Consider the following 17,116-nt stretch of genomic DNA (forward strand, 5'->3'; position numbering starts at 1 on the left):
CCCTCAAGCAGCAGGCTTGTCCTGCTGCTGGGGCAAGCGCGCAAAAGAAAGGCCCCTGTACATTGTGCGGGGGCCTTATAATTTACGGCAGTTTAGCGTTTGCCCGAACCACCCAGTCCGCGACGTGCGCCAGCCCGCAAGGACATGGCACTGCCAGGACGGTTGGTATTGCTGCGGGGTGCGGCAGCCGGTTTGACCGCCGAGAACTTTTGAACGCTGCGCGGTGCGGCCGAGGCTTTTTTCTCCTGGGTGCTGCTGCGTTCAGCTTGCATTTCTGCACGGCGAGCACGTTCCGTCTTGCGTGTACGCTGAACACCGGAAGCGGCCAGTTTCTTGGGCGTGTAAGGCTCCGAGGGCTTGCGCACCGCACGGGTAGGTTTTTCAACAGGCGCTCCCAAAACAGGGGGGCGTTCGATATTGGGTCTGTAGATGGTCAGGATTTTGCCCAGATGATGAATAGGGGCAGCATCGAGCGCATCGCAGATTTGTTCTAACATGGTCAGACGAGCCTGACGGTCATCACCGGCCACACGGATCTTGATGAGCTGGTGGGCCTGCAGGTGGACGGTGATCTCCTTGATCACGGCGTCGGTCAGGCCATTGTCTCCAATCAGGACAACTGGGCGCAGAGCGTGAGCAGCAGCACGAAGTTCGCTGCGCTCATGAGGTGTAAGGTTGAGTTTTGGCATAAAGAGATTGTACGGGAATGGCCAAGAAAAAATTCTCTAAAGAGTGGGTTCAGCAGCATATAAATGACCCCTACGTCAAATTGGCGCAACAAAAGGGGTATCGCGCGCGTGCGGCCTTCAAGCTCAGTGAAATATTGGATCTGGAGAAGATTCAGGTTCAGGGCAAGGTGGTGGTGGACCTGGGGTCTACGCCGGGCAGCTGGTCGCAGTTGATACGTGAACGCATGGTCGGCCCTGGCGGTGTGCTCAATGGTCGCATTATCGCACTGGATATATTGGAAATGGAACCAATTGCCGGTGTGGAGTTCATGCAAGGCGACTTTCGCGAGGACTCGGTACTGGAACAATTGCAAGAATCCCTGAAAGGTGCCGCCGTAGACCTTGTGATTTCGGATATGGCCCCCAACTTGTCTGGTGTGGCATCGGCCGATTCCGCCCGTATCCAGCATTTATGCGAGCTGGCGCAGGAATTTGCCCTGCAGCATCTGACCGATGAAGGTGTGCTGATCGTCAAAGCCTTCCATGGCAGCGGGTTTTCCCAGATCGTGGAATCTTTCAAGCAGAATTTTGTCAGAGTCGTCGAGCGTAAACCCAAGGCTTCGCGCGATAAATCCGCCGAAACCTTTCTCGTTGCCCGAGGCTTGAAGGGCAGGTAATTTATGACTTGCCGGTCCTTGAATCGGGTAGAATGAACTATGTATGGCGCTTGTTCAGGTATGTGTAAGCATATTTGGCAAGTTATCGCAATCGCAGGAGATTGGCTTTGAACAATTCGTTTTCCAAAGTCGCGATCTGGATGGTTATTGCGCTGGTGCTGTTTACTGTTTTCAAGCAGTTTGACGGCCGGCCACCAGCCACTGATGGCGTCACTTACACGCAATTCATGAATGATGCCCGTTCCGGACGCATCAGCAAGGTAGATATTCAGGGTGACACCCTGCATGTCACGCCGGACTCTGGCCGCAGCTATTCGCTGACGTCCCCCGGTGACCTGTGGATGGTGCCTGAACTGGTGAAATCCGGTGTGCAGGTATCGGGCAAAGCCCGCGAAGAGCCTTCCTTCCTGACCAGCCTGTTCATCTCCTGGTTCCCCATGCTGCTCCTGATTGGCGTGTGGGTGTTTTTCATGCGCCAGATGCAAGGTGGTGGCAAGGGCGGGGCATTCAGTTTCGGTAAATCGCGTGCGCGTTTGCTGGACGAGAACACTAACCCAGTTACCTTTGCCGACGTTGCTGGTTGCGACGAAGCCAAGGAAGATGTACAGGAACTGGTGGATTTCCTGCGTGACCCTACTCGCTTCCAGCGTTTGGGTGGCCGCATTCCGCGCGGTATCCTGATGGTCGGCTCGCCCGGTACCGGTAAAACCTTGCTGGCTCGTGCCATTGCTGGCGAAGCCAAAGTGCCTTTCTTCAGCATTTCCGGTTCTGACTTCGTGGAAATGTTTGTGGGTGTGGGTGCTTCCCGCGTTCGCGACATGTTCGAGACCGCCAAGAAGCAATCGCCTTGCATCATCTTTATCGACGAAATTGACGCCGTGGGCCGTCAGCGTGGTGCTGGTCTGGGCGGTGGTAACGACGAGCGCGAACAGACACTGAACCAGTTGCTGGTTGAAATGGACGGTTTTGAAACCGGCCAAGGCGTACTGGTCATTGCTGCTACCAACCGTCCTGACGTACTGGACCCCGCTTTGCTGCGTCCTGGCCGTTTTGACCGTCAAGTGGTGGTCGGCCTGCCTGACATCCGTGGTCGCGAGCAGATTCTGAAAGTACACATGCGCAAAGTGCCTTTGGCTCCCAATGTGGACGCCGTGGTGCTGGCTCGTGGTACGCCCGGTTTCTCCGGTGCTGATCTGGCCAACCTGGTTAACGAAGCTGCTTTGTTCGCTGCACGCCGTAACGGTCGCACCGTGGATATGCAGGACTTCGAGCGCGCCAAGGACAAGATCATCATGGGTGCAGAACGCCGCACCATGATCATGCCCGAGGAAGAGCGTCGCAACACTGCTTACCACGAAGCCGGTCACGCTCTGGTGGCTTGCATGCTGCCCAAGACGGACCCGGTTCACAAAGTCACCATCATTCCTCGTGGTCGTGCTTTGGGTGTCACCATGCAATTGCCGGAAGGCGATCGCTACAGCATGGACAAAGAGCGCCTGTTGAACATGATTGCCGTGCTGTTCGGTGGCCGTATCGCTGAAGAAGTGTTCATGAATCAAATGACCACCGGCGCATCGAACGACTTTGAACGTGCAACGCAAATTGCTCGTGACATCGTGACTCGCTACGGCATGACGGACTCCCTGGGTCCTGTTGTATACGCCGAGAACGAAGGCGAGGTCTTCCTGGGCCGCAGCGTTACCAAAACAACGCACGTGTCCGAAGCCACCATGCAGAAAGTGGACTCCGAGATTCGCAAGATCATCGACGAGCAGTACGCCGTTGCCCGCAAGCTGATCGAGGACAACAGCGACAAGATGCATGCCATGGCCAAGGCTTTGCTGGAGTGGGAAACCATTGATGCCGACCAGATCGACGACATCATGAAAGGTTTGCCACCACGGGCTCCTCATGTGCCCAACAGCAATGACAGCAATTCCTCCGACGGTTCTACGCCGCCAGCCGCTGGTCCTAAACCAGCCGATGACGAGGGTGCCGCGGCGACAACGCCAGTTGCTTAACTTACGTAGGCCAAGCCTATTTCATGAATTACCCTGAGTGGTCTTGTGGGCGCTTCCAGTTTGGGCTGGAGCGCCCTTTGGTTATGGGGATTGTGAATGTCACCCCAGACTCCTTTTATGACGGCAATACACACAATGATTTGCCTCGGGCGCTGGACCACGCCCGCCAGTTAATCGCCGAAGGCGCAGACATTCTGGATATTGGTGGCGAATCGACTCGCCCCGGTGCCGAACCCGTTTCCCTGGAACAAGAGCTTGAGCGCGTCATCCCCCTGATCGAGGGCCTGCGTGACAGTGGTGTGGCCTTGTCGGTGGATACCTTCAAGCCCGACGTCATGCGAGCCAGCCTGGCAGCCGGCGCGGACATGATCAATGACATCTATGCCTTGCGCATGCCCGGTGCCATAGAAGCGGTCAAGGACTCTGATTGCGGCCTGTGCATCATGCACATGCAAGGTGAGCCCAGGACCATGCAAGAGCAGGTTCACTATGATGATGTGGTCGTTGATGTACGTCATTTTTTGCAACAACGATGTGAGGCCATAGTCAGCGCAGGCATTCAATCCGAGCGTATCATGCTGGATCCCGGCTTTGGCTTCGGTAAAACAGCGGCACATAATTATCAGTTGCTACGGGATTTGCAGCAGGCGGCAGTGCCTGGTTATCCCTGGCTGATCGGCTTGTCGCGCAAATCCATGATTGGCCATGTCACGGGGAAACCCGCCAGTGAGCGTTTGATTGGCAGTCTATCGGCAGCCCTTGCCTGCGTGGCACGGGGCGCAAAAATTGTCCGTGTCCATGATGTAGCCGCCACGCGCGAAGCGCTGGATGTGTGGAACGCGGTTGAATGTGGAGTCTCTGAATGAGCGATCGTAAGTATTTCGGCACCGATGGTGTCCGCGGTGAAGTAGGTGGCCCAACCATTAACCCCGAGTTCGCCTTGCGCTTGGGTTATGCTGCTGGCCAGGTTCTGGCTGCCCAATATGAAGGTACCGGCCGCCCCACCGTGGTGATTGGCAAGGACACCCGTATTTCCGGCTACATGCTGGAATCGGCGCTGGAAGCCGGTTTGTCGGCTGCCGGGATCGATGTATTGCTGGCAGGCCCTGTACCGACGCCCGCTGTAGCGTATTTGACACGTACCTTGCGCCTGACGGCCGGTATCGTGATCTCTGCCTCGCACAACCCGTATTACGACAACGGCATCAAGTTCTTTTCCGCCCAGGGCACCAAGCTGCCTGACGAGATTGAACTGAAAATTGAACAGGCCATTGACCAGCCCATGCATTGGGTGAAGTCCGAGTCCCTGGGCCGTGCGCGTCGCCTGGCCGACTCGGCCGGCCGTTACATTGAATTTTGCAAGAGTGCCTTTCCGAACGACTTGAACCTGAACGGGCTCAAGATCGTTGTGGATGCGGCTCATGGCGCTGCCTACAATATCGCCCCGCACGTGTTCCGCGAGCTGGGTGCAGAGGTCATTGCCGTAGGCGTTCAGCCTGATGGGTTCAACATCAATCAGGAAGTGGGCGCAACTTATCCCGAGAAGCTGGCCGAAGAAGTGCGCAAGCACGGTGCCGATTTGGGTATCGCTCTGGATGGTGATGCTGACCGTCTGCAAATGGTCGATTCCCAGGGTCGCATCTACAATGGCGACGAACTATTGTATCTAATTGTTGCCGATCATCTGCAGTCTCAGCCCGTCAAAGGCGTGGTTGGCACCCTGATGACCAACCTGGGTTTCGAGAAGAAAATGCAGGAATTGGGCGTGGAATTTGCACGTGCCAAAGTGGGTGATCGCTACGTGCTGGAATTGATGCAGCAAAAAGGCTGGGTCTTCGGTGGCGAAAGCTCGGGTCATTTGTTGTGTCTGGAATGGCACACCACGGGTGATGGCATTATTGCCGCCCTGCAAGTTCTGACTGCCTTGTGCCATAGCGGCAAAAGCCTGCCCGATTTGATGGAAGGCTTGAAGATGTACCCGCAGATTATGGTCAATGTGCCGTTGCAGCCGGGTCAGGATTGGAAAAACCATGCAGGTTTGCAACAGGCAACCCGTGAAGTGGAGCAAATGTTGGGTGACCGTGGTCGAGTGCTGATTCGCGCATCGGGCACAGAACCCAAGCTGCGCTTGATGGTGGAAGCAGAACAAGCCGATCTGGCTCAAGCAGGCATCGATACCTTGCTTGCAGTGGATTTAATGAAATAGTAATGTGGCTATCAAATACCTGAAACATTGTTTGTGCATGATGCACAAAAGTGTTTGGAGTCATCACGATGCTAAATCTTGAGCGCGAACGTACTGAAGTGGATTGGGGAAATACTTGGGCAGGTCATACCGTTGGAGGCTTGGCCTTGCGTCTGGCTCGTACCCAGGCAGAACTCGAATGCCTTCAGCGTTTGCGTTTTCAGGTTTTCACCCAGGAAATGAACGCCGTCTTTCCAGACCAGCATAATGGTCTGGATATAGACCGCTTCGACCCCTGGTGCGAGCATTTCATGGTTACTGAACCCGAGGAGAACCGGGTTGTGGGAACCTACCGCTTGCTGACCCCTGAAAATGCGAACAAAGCGGGCGGCTATTACTCAGAGTCCGAATTTGATATCAGCGCCCTGGATGCGCTGCGCCCCAGTCTGGTCGAGGTTGGGCGCTCCTGCATCCACCCCGACTACCGCAATGGCTCGGCCATCATGATGCTGTGGGGTGGTATTGCTGCTCTGACGCGAGTCGGCGGTTATCGCTATCTTCTGGGTTGCGCCAGCGTCAGCTTGCGCGACGATGGTGTCACTGCCGCCGAAGTCTGGCGTGTGGCCCAGAAGTCCATGCAGGACAACAAGCACATTCCGCATGTGCAGCCCTTGAATCGCTATCCGGTCGAGCGACTGAACAGCGATTTGCCAGCGCGTATTCCACCGCTGATCAAAGGCTATCTGAAGCTGGGTGCCACAATTTGTGGTGCGCCTGCCTGGGATCCGGATTTCAATACGGCAGACTTTCCTGTCCTGCTGGATCTGGAAGCCATGGATGAGCGCTATAAACGGCACTTTGGCCTGGTCTGATTGCGTACTGCTCAGGCCTGATCAAGTTGGGCCTGAACAGGGCCTGCAGATACAAAGAACCCCCGAAAGTTGGATGACCATCCAACTTTCGGGGGTTTTTTAGGTTTTGATGATCTACGTGGCTTGACTCTGCTGTGTGTGGCTGAGCCAGTGAGCAGTTTGGCCCGCTAGTGCGAGCTACACGGGAGTCAAAGCGTCTGTCAGCCTGAGCTGGAGTGCTGACAAGCCGGGTGGATTGTTTTTCAACAGGCTCACCCAGCCTCCAGGCACCCAGCGGGTCCTGTCAGACCAGCTCCAGGCTCAGATCATTGATATCGCTTTGCCAGGCCTGGACCTCGGCCAGCAAGGACGCTTGAGACAGGGGATGGCTGGCCATCCACTCATGGTCCAGATGAATCTGGACGGTTTTGCCCCGAGCCTGCAGGCTCAGCGGCAAGGTTTCCCTGTCTTCGCGACGACGCATCAGCATGACGGCCAAACGCAGACTCAACAAGGTCAGCCACCAGGCGTTATTGGTCTCAAAGCGCTTGAGCTTGCCCAGCTTGCCTTGATGCCCCAGGCTCAGAAAGCTGAGCAACATCTGGTCGTCGTTGGAAAAGCCAGGCATATCGGCGTGTTCCAGCACATAAGCGGTGTGCTTGTGGTAATCCGCATGCGCAATGCTCAGGCCCACTTCGTGCAGATCAGCGGCCCAGCCCAGTTGGCGCTGCAACTCCTGTACCTCGGGCGTATCGGGCAGCTTCAGTTGTGCAAAGAACTGCATGGCAGCGTCGTGCACACGATGCGACTGGCGCGTATCGACCTGATAGCGTTTCATCATTTGCTGCACGGTCTGGTCGCGCTGATCATGCTCGGATTCGCGACCCAGCATGTCGTAGAGCACCCCCACTCGCAGAGCGCCTTCACCGGGCAGCATCTGGCGAATCTTCAACTCCTGGAAGGCGGCCATCATAATGGCCAGACCTGCAGCCAGCACCGGCGCGCGATGAGGCTTGATGCCGCTCAGGTTGCGCATGTCCACCTTGCCATCGTGCACCAGGCGTTTGCGCAGCAACTCCATGCCTTCCAGGGTGATGCCCTTTTTGGACATGCCGTTCTCTTGCAGGATAGCGACCAGACCCTTGGCGGTGCCGGAGGAGCCATAGGCTTCCTGCCAGCCTGTCTTGCGGTACTGGCGTGTAATGCCTTCCAGTTCACGACGGGCGGTCAGAATCGCATTGCTCATGCGCTCCTCGGTGATCACGCCATCGGCAAAGAATTTGTCGGTATAGCTGACACAGCCCATGTACAGGGAGGACAGCAGCAGGGGCTTCAAGCCCTTGCCAATAATCACTTCAGTCGATCCACCACCAATATCAATCATCAGACGGCGATTGGGGGAGGGGGGCAGCTCGTTGCTGATTCCCGAAAAAATCAGACGGGCTTCCTCGTGGCCGGAGATGACCTCGATGGGAAAGCCAAAGGCCGCCTCGGCAGCGGGCAGAACCTCGCTTAAATTGCGTGCCACACGAAAGGTGTTGGTGGCCACGGCACGAACGCGATTGGGGTGAAAACCGGCCAGACGTTCGTTAAAGCGTTTCAGGATGACTACCGCACGTTCAATGGCATCGGGACTAATGTACTTGTCGGGGCCCATGCCGGCGGCGAGTCGGACGGATTCATTAAGGCGGTCGATGGTGTAGATCTGGGCATGACCGTTGTGCTGAACCACTCGTCCAATGGATAAACGAAAGCTGTTGGAGCCCAGGTCCACAGCGGCAAGAAGTTGTTCCATGAGGCATCGCTCGGGATGATTACTGTGCGATTATAAGGACATTAATCATGGGTTTTGTTACATGAACCGGAAAATTGAGAAAAGTTAGACGAAAGCATCGTTGGAAGGGTGATGGGGTATTTGTGCGCCGCCTCCCGGGTGGTGATTTAGACTGGAATGGCTCTGGGGTCATAGAGCTGTAACATTCATGTAGTAAAAGTCTCACGATCCCATCTTTTTTGGCTTTTTAACGACCTCACCATGCTGCCTTCTCCAGATTCAACCTTGCTAAACCGTGAGTTGTCCTTGCTCAAGTTCAATGAGCGAGTACTGGCCATGGCCGAAAATTCGACCACGCCTTTGCTGGAGCGCTTGCGCTACATCTGTATCGTGAGCTCTAACCTGGATGAATTCTTTGAAATTCGTATTTCCAGTCTGAAAGAACAGATTTTGCAAAATCCTCATCAAGTGGGAGATGACGGATTTTTGCCTCAGCAGGCTTTTGATAAAGTGCAAGCCGCTGCTCACCAGCTGGTCGAGAAGCAAAACGACCTTTTGATGGACGATGTACTGCCTACCCTGATGGATGAGGGCATCGGGCTGCTGCTGACCGCGCTATGGACACCTGCCCAGCGTGAGTGGGCCTATCAAACCTTTTTGCGTGATGTCATGCCTTTGCTCACGCCTATCGGTCTGGACCCGGCGCATCCCTTTCCACGCGTGTACAACAAGAGCCTGAACTACATTGTTGAGTTGAGCGGTGAGGATGCGTTTGCCCGTACAGGCACGATTGCCATTGTGCAGGCACCGCGTGCCTTGCCCCGGGTGATCCGGGTGCCGGACGATATTGCCGGCATCCCTCAGGGCTATATGCTGCTGACGTCGCTGATCAGCGTATTTGTGGGCGAGTTGTTCCCCGGCATGAACGTAAAGGGTTGCTATCAATGGCGCGTCACCCGCAACAGTGATCTGTTTGTGGACGAAGAAGAAGTCACCAACTTGCGTGCCGCTTTGCAAGGCGAACTGTCGCAACGTAACTTCGGTGCCGCTGTGCGACTGGAAATTGACCGTTCCATGCCCGAGCGTCTGGAGCGTTTCCTGCAAAGCGAGTTCTCGCTGGATGTCCCCGACACTTATCGTGTCAGCGGCCCGGTCAATCTGACGCGCCTGATGCAGCTATGCAATGTCCCGGATCGTCCCGACCTGCTGTTCCCGGATTACCGCGCACCGATTCCAGCGCCTTTTGATTCTTCTTTTGAGTCTCCCGCCCAGTTCTTTGAGGCGATTGCCCGCAAGGATCAGTTGCTGCATCACCCTTATCAGTCCTTTCAGCCGGTCCTGAGCTTTTTGCGTGCCGCTGCAGCCGACCCCGCTGTCGTGGGTATCAAGCAGACCATTTACCGTACGGGTGAAGACTCGGAGTTGATGAACATTCTGCTGTCGGCTGCCCGTGCAGGTAAGGAGGTGACGGTGGTCGTGGAGCTGATGGCCCGTTTTGACGAGCAGACCAATATCAATTGGGCCGCCAAGCTGGAAGAAGTGGGGGCACACGTCAGTTACGGGGTGGTGGGCCACAAGACGCATGCCAAGATGGCTCTGGTCTTGCGTCGAGAGGCTGGCCTGATTCGCCGTTACGGGCATCTGGGTACGGGCAACTATCATCCACGCACGGCTCGGCTGTACACGGACTTTGGTTTGATTACCGCCAATCAGGAAGTGTGCGAGGACATGGACAAGGTATTTTCCATGTTGACTGGTCTGGGTGCCTGGCGGCCGTTGAAGCGACTGTTGCAGTCGCCGTTCACCTTGCATGACAGCATGATGGAACGAATTCAGGCAGAAACCGAGCGCGCCTTGGCAGGCAAGAAAGCCCGCATCATGGCCAAGATGAATTCCTTGCTGGAACCCAAGATCATTCAAGCTCTGTATGACGCCAGCCAGGCCGGGGTCAAGGTAGACCTGATCGTGCGCGGCGCCTGCGCCTTGCGGCCGGGAGTCAAGGGCTTGTCGGATAACATCCAGGTGCGTTCGATTATCGGACGCTTTCTGGAGCATTCGCGTGTTTTCTATTTCTACAATGGCGGCCAGGAAGAGGTCTTTATTTCCTCGGCTGACTGGATGGACCGCAATTTCTTCCGCCGCGTGGAGCTGGGTGTGCCGGTACTGGATCGCAGCCTGAAAAAGCGGGTCATTGCCGAAGCCTTTACCTATGCCCTGCGTGACAACCAATTGTCCTGGAAAGCCAGCCCGGATGGCACGTACAGCCGTATTCGCAGTCGCGGCGCTCCGTTCAACCTGCACCAGAACATGATGCAGCGTCTGGGCGGTGTGTGAAATACAGACTGTCATGAACGTGTCACATAGCCTGTTTATTATGACGTCACATACAGGGTGGGCCTGTGATCTGACTATCATCAAGAGGATTTCTCGATGTTAAAACGTGTATTCAACAAGGTAAGTATTGCTCTGGCGTTCAGCGCTTTTGCGGCCACTGCCACAGCTGCAGACGTAACCGGTGCTGGTGCGTCGTTCCCTTACCCAATTTATGCCAAATGGGCGGCTGAATACGCCAAGCAAACGAACAACCGCGTCAACTACCAGTCGATTGGTTCGGGTGGTGGTCAGCAGCAGATTATTGCCAAGACCGTGGATTTCGGTGCTTCTGACGACCCAATGAAGGTCGAGACACTGGAAAAAGAAAACCTGTTGCAGTTCCCTGCCGTGATCGGTGGTGTGGTGCCTGTGATCAACGTGGAAGGCATCGAGCCTGGCAAGCTGAAACTGTCTGGTAAAGTACTGGGCGACATCTACCTGGCCAAGATCACCAAGTGGGACGACGCAGCAATCAAAGAACTGAACCCCGATCTGACCTTGCCTAACAAGGACATCGTGGTGGTTCACCGCTCCGACGGTTCGGGCACGACCTTTGGCTGGACCAACTACCTGTCCAAAGTTTCCCCAGACTGGAAATCCCAGGTTGGCGAAGGCAAGGCTGTGAAGTGGCCTACCGGTCAGGGTGGCAAGGGTAACGAAGGCGTGGCCGCTTATGTGCGCCAGCTGCAGAACTCGATCGGCTACGTTGAATACGCTTACGCCAAGCAGAACAAGCTGTCCTGGACCCAGTTGCAGAACAAGGACGGCCAGTTCGTCCAGCCTGGTCAGGAAAGCTTTGCTGCCGCTGCTGCGAACGCAGACTGGGCCGGTACGCCTGGCATGGGTGTGATTCTGACCGAAGAGCCTGGTGCACAATCCTGGCCTATCACTTCGGCTACCTTCATCTTGATGCACAAGGTGCAGGACAAGCCTGAGAACGGTAAAGAAGTGCTGAACTTCTTTAACTGGGCCTTTGAAAACGGCGCTCAAGCCGCTGCTGATCTGGACTACGTGGCTCTGCCTAAAGACGTAACCGACAAGATCAAAGCTGCCTGGGCTGCTGAAATCAAGTCCAAAGACGGCGCTGCGGTCTGGAAGTAAGATTCGTGTTCAAATACAGGTCAGTTGTAAATTGATCTTGTGAGACGGCCCACCTCTAGGTGGTGCCGTCTTTATTATGTAAAAATTACGGTTTTGTCTTGGACGCACCGCGCGTGACCCGATCGTTTTGCCGGACCTGAACTTGCCCTGCCTGTTACAGAATCCGTAAATCGATTGCAGTGCGTTTGTCCCATTCCGGCCTGACCCTTCATCTGTCTACATGAAATCAAATCAGAACGCCTTTATGGACGGCATTTTCAAGAACATGACGCGCTCGTTTGCGTTTCTCGTGTTCATATTGCTGGCTGCCATCTCTATTTCCCTGATCTATGGAAGCCGGGAATCCATTGCCGAATACGGTTTCTCTTTTCTCTGGACGAATAACTGGGATCCGGTCAATAACGAATATGGCGCATTGGTGCCCATTGCCGGTACCTTGCTCACTTCCCTGATCGCGCTCTGTATTGCAGTGCCGGTCTCTTTCGGGATTGCGATGTTCCTGACGGAACTCTCGCCAGCCTGGCTGCGTCGCCCTTTGGGCACGGCCATCGAAATGCTGGCTGCCATTCCCTCCATCATTTACGGCATGTGGGGCCTGTTTGTTTTCGTGCCCCTGTTCCAGCGTTATGTGCAGCCCAGCCTGATCTCCTTTTTTGACGGAGTGCCTGTGCTGGGCCAGATCTTTGCGGGCCCTCCCTTCGGGATTGGTGTGTTCACCGCCGGTCTGATTCTGTCCATCATGGTGATCCCCTTCATTACCGCCGTGATGCGCGACGTGTTCGAGCTGGTTCCGCCCATGCTCAAGGAGTCCGCTTACGGTCTGGGCAGCACGACCTGGGAAGTGATGTGGCGTGTGGTTCTGCCTTTCACCAAGAACGGGGTCATTGGCGGGATCATGCTGGGTTTGGGGCGTGCCTTGGGTGAAACCATGGCCGTCACTTTCGTGATTGGTAACTCCTTTAACCTGCCAAGTTCGCTGTTCTCGCCATCGAACTCGATTGCGTCGGCCCTGGCCAACGAGTTTAACGAAGCCGGTGGCATGCAGAAGTCTGCCTTGCTGGAGCTGGGTTTGATCCTGTTCCTGATCACCACGGTTGTATTGGCGATCTCCAAGTTGCTCTTGTTGCGTCTGGCCAAGAACGAAGGCACGTCGCGCTAAGGATCACCTACCATGTTTGATAAAAAATCTGCAATTAGTCTGAGCAACCCGATTTACAAGCGCAGGCAGGTATTTAATCGCCTGATGCTGGGGGTGTCTTTTGCTGCTTTGATCTTTGGCCTGTTCTGGCTGTTCTGGATCATCTGGACCCTGATCGAAAAGGGCAGCAGCGCCATGGCCTGGTCCCTGCTGCTGGAAAGCACGCCGCCTCCCGGTGGTGAGGGTGGTCTGCTGAACGCCATCGTCGGTAGCGTCATGATGGCTGGCGTCGGCACCCTGATCGGTACGCCTATCGGCATTCTGGCCGGCACCTATCTGGCCGAATACGGTCAGCGCGGCTGGCTGGCTCCGGCAACCCGCTTTTTGAACGACGTGCTGCTATCGGCACCGTCCATCATTATTGGTCTGTTCATCTACGCCGTGTACGTGGCCCAGGTGGGGCACTATTCGGGTTGGGCCGGCTCGCTGGCCCTGGCCATTCTGGTAATTCCTGTGGTCGTGCGTTCTACCGACAATATGCTGATGCTGGTCCCCAATGGCCTGCGTGAGGCTGCGGCCGCTCTGGGCTGCCCCAAGTGGAAGATTGTGATGTCCATCTCTTACCGTGCAGCCTTGCCCGGTATTGTGACGGGTGTTCTGCTGGCTGTGGCTCGTATTGCGGGTGAAACGGCTCCCTTGTTGTTCACCGCCTTGAACAACCAGTTCATGTCCCTGAACATGAACGCGCCGCTGGCCAACTTGCCGGTGGTGATTTTCCAATATGCTGCCAGCCCCTTTGAGGACTGGAACCGTCTGGCCTGGGCAGGTGCGGTGCTGATTACCTTGCTGGTCTTGGGTATCAATATCCTGGCTCGCAGCCTTTTCCGCCAAAAATAACGTTTTCACGGAGCGCCCTAGTCGGCCAACGCTATGAGTCAAATTATTACCTCCGACGAATCGACCAAGATTGAAATCCGCAACCTGAATTTCTTCTATGGCAAATTCCATGCCCTGCGCAATGTGAACATGTCTATCAAGGAAAAGAAGGTCACGGCCTTTATCGGACCCTCCGGTTGCGGTAAATCCACCTTGCTGCGCACGCTGAACCGCATGTACGAGCTGTACCCTGGCCAGCGTGCTGAAGGTGAAATCCTGCTGGACAATGAAAACCTGCTGACGTCCAAGCAGGACATTTCCCTGATCCGCGCCAAGGTGGGCATGGTGTTCCAGAAACCAACACCGTTCCCCATGAGCATTTATGACAACGTGGCCTTTGGCGTGCGTTTGTTCGAGCGCCTGAGCAAAGGTGAGATGGACGAGCGTGTGGAATGGGCCTTGTCCAAAGCCGCGCTGTGGAACGAAGTGAAAGACAAGCTGCACCAAAGTGGTAATGGCCTGTCCGGTGGTCAGCAGCAGCGTCTGTGTATTGCCCGTGGTGTGGCGATCAAGCCCGAAGTTCTGCTGCTGGACGAACCCTGCTCGGCGCTGGACCCGATTTCCACCGCCAAGATCGAAGAGCTGATTGCCGAACTGAAAGCGGACTACACCGTGGTGATCGTGACCCACAACATGCAGCAAGCGGCACGTTGCTCGGATTACACCGCCTATATGTACCTGGGCGAGCTGATGGAATTTGGTGAAACTGACCAGATCTTCGTGAAACCGGCTCGCAAGGAAACCGAAGACTACATCACGGGTCGTTTCGGTTAATCAGATGGTTGCAGACAGAGCTGCCTTGCGGCGCTTTGTCTGGAGTTTGATGAAAGCCATACCTCCACATCAGGACAGTCGTTCCTGTGTGGCAAACACCCCAATCGCTGGATTCATGTCCACTGATTGGGGTGTTTTTTTATTCCTTGGCGCGGCGATGTGGAGTTGGCTCCGGTAATGGAGGGAACGACGGTCTTGAGTCGTGCAGCTTGTGCGTTTACTGGCTCAATTTGCGTAAAGCATGACGTATGACTTTGCCGGTGGTCGTCATGGGCAGGGCATCCACAAACTCAATCAGCCGTGGGTATTCATGCGCAGCCACCCGGCGTTTGATGTGTTCCTGAATCTCCTTGACCAGTGCTTGTGATGGCTCGACATCGTCTTTGAGCACGATAAAGGCCTTCACGACTTCGGTACGCTCCGGGTCAGGGACACCGATCACTGCCGCCATGGCGACGGCGGGATGCCCCATCAGGCCATCCTCAATCGGACCGGGTCCAATGCGGTAGCCGGAACTGGTGATGACATCATCATCGCGGCCTACAAACTGAATATAGCCATCCTCGTCCTGCATGCCTTTGTCGCCGGTCAGCAGCCAGTCGCCAACAAATTTCTCGCGCGTGGCCTCGGGACGCTGCCAGTAGCCAAGGAACATCACTGGGTCGGGGGCTTGCACGGCGATATGGCCTTCGACACCGGGTTTCTGAGTCAGCCCCTGATCATCCACAATTGCGACCTTGTGGCCGGGCACAGCCTTGCCGATCTTGCCTGCCTGACCGGGAAACCAGGCCGAGCAGGAGGACACGATCATATTGCACTCGGTTTGTCCGTAGAACTCGTTGATGGTGATGCCCAGTTCCTGTTTTGCCCAATCCAGCAACTGCGCACCCAAAGACTCCCCACCGCTGGCGATGGATTGCAGCTTCAGGGGCCATTGCTCGCGCGACCATTGGCTGCGGCGCAGCATTTTCAGCGCAGTAGGGGGCAGGAAGGTATGCGTGACGCCATGTTCGGACATCAGTTTCCAGGTGGCTTCGGCATCAAATTTTGGGAAGCGGTAGGCCAGTACGGGTATACCGTGATGCCAGGCGGGAAGCAGCACATCCAGCAGGCCACCAATCCAGGCCCAGTCGGCGGGCGTCCACATCAGGCCTTCACCCGTAGGCAGGAAGTTGTGTGACATTTCCACGCCTGGCAGATGCCCCAGCAATACGCGGTGGGCATGCAAGGCGCCTTTGGCCGAACCTGTGGTGCCGGAGGTGTAGATCAGCACGGCAGGGTCATCTGCGCGGGTGTTCAGGGTACGTGGTGCCGGTTCAGGGTGGGCGGCAATGGCTTGCCACAGGGACAGTGCCTCGCCCTGATCCTGCTGGCTGTCACTTTGATAAAGGTGTTTGAGCTGTGGCAGATGCTCGCGCAGTGGCAGCAGTGTCTCCAGGCCCTGTTGATCGGTAATCAAGGTGCTGGCACCGGAATCATTCAGCCTGTAGCGCAGCGCATCCGTGCCAAACAGGGTGAACAAGGGCATGGCAATGGCGCCAATCTTGTAGGTCGCCAAATGCGCCAGCGCTGTTTCCAGCCCCTGCGCCAAAAAGATGGCGATACGATCGCCTGCTTGTATGCCCCGGGCTTGCCAGGCGGCGGCCAGCGAGTCGGACCAGGCTTTGAGCTGATCGAAGGTGTAGCGCTTGACCTGACCGTCGGGCAATTGCTGGATCAGGGCCAGACGTCCGGAGCCATCGGCCCATTTGTCGCAGGTGTCGTGAGCGATGTTGTAGTGCTCGGGGATGGACCAGTGAAATTCCGAGTAGCTTTGTGAGTAAACAGAATCAGCAGACAGCATGAGAGACACTTTTCCCAAAGGTGAAACAGACCTTCATCCTACCGCTTCGGGCGGGATGACCCTATCGGGGCTAATCAGTAGAAAAGAAAAACGGCGCCAGGGGATGCGCCGTTTTTCGTCCTGCTTGCTTGCCACTGCCGTGAGGGTGGTGGCAAGGTCCAACTACCGACTTTGACTGCTGATACAACGGTGTGTTGTCACTTCAAACTACTGCTTGCGAACATCAACTGCTTGGGGGAAAGTGTTTCCGTGATCAGGACTTGGCGGCCTCTTTCGTGGCGCTGTCACCTTGCTGAGCGTGACCGGAGCGGTGGCCACGGCGATGCTGACCGTCGTTTTTACGCTCTACAACCGTAAACTCGCCATTGGCACCTTCGGAGCGGACACGCACAACCTTGCCGTCCTTATCGACCACCATGGCCATGATGTGGTCGCCTCGCTGGTGCAGGCTGCCCACTTTGGTGTAGCCGGCTTCTTTCAGACGCTGGTAGGCGGGACCGATATCGGTGACTTGATCAGCGGTCAGCGGTTTGTGATCACGAGCCTGACGAGTCTGTTTCTGGGTGGTTTGTGTTTGGGCTGCGCTTGTGGCTTCCTGTGCAATGGCAGCGGTGCCACCCAACAGACTTGCGCTCAATACCAGGGCAGAAAAAAGGGAAGTGCGTTTCATGTATAGCTCCTTCATGTAATCAAAAAGTAGTGCTGTCAGATTCCTGCGGAGCTTCCTTTTGAGAGGGGAAGGTTTGTTTGTCCTGTCAGCCTGGTGCCCATTATG

The 17,116-nt window shown here is 55.9% G+C and carries 14 protein-coding genes; 10 read left to right on the forward strand and 4 right to left on the reverse strand.

Annotation, left to right across the window (positions count from 1 at the left end; genetic code table 11):
* Positions 1 to 92 precede the first annotated feature (92 nt).
* Complete coding sequence (locus CPY64_RS03165; protein WP_026485246.1) at positions 93 to 689, reverse strand: YhbY family RNA-binding protein; 597 nt, start codon at positions 687 to 689, stop codon at positions 93 to 95.
* A 17-nt stretch (positions 690 to 706) separates the two neighbouring features.
* Between CPY64_RS03165 and CPY64_RS03170 the strand changes: the two genes are divergently transcribed.
* From CPY64_RS03170 to CPY64_RS03190, 5 genes are all read left to right on the forward strand, one after another.
* The gene (locus CPY64_RS03170) at positions 707 to 1,345 is read left to right on the forward strand and encodes an RlmE family RNA methyltransferase (protein ID WP_042483780.1); all 639 of its coding nucleotides are present in this window, start codon (positions 707 to 709) and stop codon (positions 1,343 to 1,345) included.
* A gap of 107 nt (positions 1,346 to 1,452) precedes the next feature.
* The gene (gene ftsH, locus CPY64_RS03175) at positions 1,453 to 3,366 is read left to right on the forward strand and encodes an ATP-dependent zinc metalloprotease FtsH (RefSeq protein ID WP_042483782.1); all 1,914 of its coding nucleotides are present in this window, start codon (positions 1,453 to 1,455) and stop codon (positions 3,364 to 3,366) included.
* A gap of 23 nt (positions 3,367 to 3,389) precedes the next feature.
* On the forward strand, positions 3,390 to 4,232 hold the full coding sequence (gene folP, locus CPY64_RS03180; protein ID WP_042483785.1) for a dihydropteroate synthase: 843 nt from the start codon (positions 3,390 to 3,392) through the stop codon (positions 4,230 to 4,232).
* Entirely contained in the window at positions 4,229 to 5,572 is a 1,344-nt protein-coding gene (gene glmM, locus CPY64_RS03185; RefSeq protein ID WP_042483788.1) for a phosphoglucosamine mutase, read from the forward strand. The genes folP and glmM overlap by 4 nt, the downstream gene beginning before the upstream one ends.
* Before the next feature lie 68 nt (positions 5,573 to 5,640).
* On the forward strand, positions 5,641 to 6,423 hold the full coding sequence (locus tag CPY64_RS03190; RefSeq protein ID WP_042483791.1) for a GNAT family N-acetyltransferase: 783 nt from the start codon (positions 5,641 to 5,643) through the stop codon (positions 6,421 to 6,423).
* A 283-nt stretch (positions 6,424 to 6,706) separates the two neighbouring features.
* On the opposite strand, the gene CPY64_RS03195 is transcribed toward CPY64_RS03190, so the two are convergent.
* Entirely contained in the window at positions 6,707 to 8,197 is a 1,491-nt protein-coding gene (locus CPY64_RS03195) for a Ppx/GppA phosphatase family protein (protein WP_042483793.1), read from the reverse strand.
* Positions 8,198 to 8,437: 240 nt separating this feature from the next.
* Here CPY64_RS03195 and ppk1 point away from each other — a divergent pair, with 240 nt between their 5' ends.
* The 5 genes from ppk1 to pstB all read left to right on the forward strand — a co-directional run bounded on the left by ppk1 (position 8,438) and on the right by pstB (position 14,498).
* Positions 8,438 to 10,510: a polyphosphate kinase 1 gene (ppk1, locus tag CPY64_RS03200; protein WP_054513277.1), complete on the forward strand. Its 2,073-nt coding sequence runs from the start codon at positions 8,438 to 8,440 to the stop codon at positions 10,508 to 10,510.
* Between the two features lie 96 nt (positions 10,511 to 10,606).
* Positions 10,607 to 11,650 carry a phosphate ABC transporter substrate-binding protein PstS gene (gene pstS, locus CPY64_RS03205; RefSeq protein ID WP_042483796.1) on the forward strand — a complete coding sequence of 348 codons (1,044 nt, stop codon included), beginning with the start codon at positions 10,607 to 10,609 and terminating at the stop codon, positions 11,648 to 11,650.
* A gap of 220 nt (positions 11,651 to 11,870) precedes the next feature.
* On the forward strand, positions 11,871 to 12,809 hold the full coding sequence (gene pstC, locus CPY64_RS03210) for a phosphate ABC transporter permease subunit PstC (protein ID WP_094195842.1): 939 nt from the start codon (positions 11,871 to 11,873) through the stop codon (positions 12,807 to 12,809).
* 12 nt (positions 12,810 to 12,821) lie between these two features.
* Positions 12,822 to 13,685 (forward strand): phosphate ABC transporter permease PstA, encoded by an 864-nt coding sequence (gene pstA / locus CPY64_RS03215; RefSeq protein ID WP_042483801.1) that lies wholly within the window; start codon positions 12,822 to 12,824, stop codon positions 13,683 to 13,685.
* Between the two features lie 33 nt (positions 13,686 to 13,718).
* A complete protein-coding gene (pstB, locus tag CPY64_RS03220; RefSeq protein WP_009463840.1) occupies positions 13,719 to 14,498 on the forward strand; it encodes a phosphate ABC transporter ATP-binding protein PstB in 780 nt (259 codons plus the stop codon).
* Between the two features lie 217 nt (positions 14,499 to 14,715).
* On the opposite strand, the gene CPY64_RS03225 is transcribed toward pstB, so the two are convergent.
* Entirely contained in the window at positions 14,716 to 16,341 is a 1,626-nt protein-coding gene (locus CPY64_RS03225; RefSeq protein ID WP_042483804.1) for an acyl-CoA synthetase, read from the reverse strand.
* A 253-nt stretch (positions 16,342 to 16,594) separates the two neighbouring features.
* Complete coding sequence (locus tag CPY64_RS03230; protein WP_042483807.1) at positions 16,595 to 17,011, reverse strand: hypothetical protein; 417 nt, start codon at positions 17,009 to 17,011, stop codon at positions 16,595 to 16,597.
* Positions 17,012 to 17,116: the final 105 nt, after the last annotated feature.

The organism is Alcaligenes faecalis (assembly GCF_002443155.1).
Classification (GTDB): Bacteria; Pseudomonadota; Gammaproteobacteria; order Burkholderiales; family Burkholderiaceae_B; genus Alcaligenes; species Alcaligenes faecalis.

Bases quoted from the DNA above. Each gene is read 5' to 3' on its own strand.
- CPY64_RS03165 (WP_026485246.1), bottom strand. From the start codon at position 689: ATGCCAAAACTCAACCTTACACCTCATGAGCGCAGCGAACTTCGTGCT.
- CPY64_RS03170 (WP_042483780.1), top strand. From the start codon at position 707: ATGGCCAAGAAAAAATTCTCTAAAGAGTGGGTTCAGCAGCATATAAAT.
- folP (WP_042483785.1), top strand. From the start codon at position 3,390: ATGAATTACCCTGAGTGGTCTTGTGGGCGCTTCCAGTTTGGGCTGGAG.
- glmM (WP_042483788.1), top strand. From the start codon at position 4,229: ATGAGCGATCGTAAGTATTTCGGCACCGATGGTGTCCGCGGTGAAGTA.
- CPY64_RS03190 (WP_042483791.1), top strand. From the start codon at position 5,641: ATGCTAAATCTTGAGCGCGAACGTACTGAAGTGGATTGGGGAAATACT.
- CPY64_RS03195 (WP_042483793.1), bottom strand. From the start codon at position 8,197: ATGGAACAACTTCTTGCCGCTGTGGACCTGGGCTCCAACAGCTTTCGT.
- ppk1 (WP_054513277.1), top strand. From the start codon at position 8,438: ATGCTGCCTTCTCCAGATTCAACCTTGCTAAACCGTGAGTTGTCCTTG.
- pstS (WP_042483796.1), top strand. From the start codon at position 10,607: ATGTTAAAACGTGTATTCAACAAGGTAAGTATTGCTCTGGCGTTCAGC.
- pstC (WP_094195842.1), top strand. From the start codon at position 11,871: ATGAAATCAAATCAGAACGCCTTTATGGACGGCATTTTCAAGAACATG.
- pstA (WP_042483801.1), top strand. From the start codon at position 12,822: ATGTTTGATAAAAAATCTGCAATTAGTCTGAGCAACCCGATTTACAAG.
- pstB (WP_009463840.1), top strand. From the start codon at position 13,719: ATGAGTCAAATTATTACCTCCGACGAATCGACCAAGATTGAAATCCGC.
- CPY64_RS03225 (WP_042483804.1), bottom strand. From the start codon at position 16,341: ATGCTGTCTGCTGATTCTGTTTACTCACAAAGCTACTCGGAATTTCAC.
- CPY64_RS03230 (WP_042483807.1), bottom strand. From the start codon at position 17,011: ATGAAACGCACTTCCCTTTTTTCTGCCCTGGTATTGAGCGCAAGTCTG.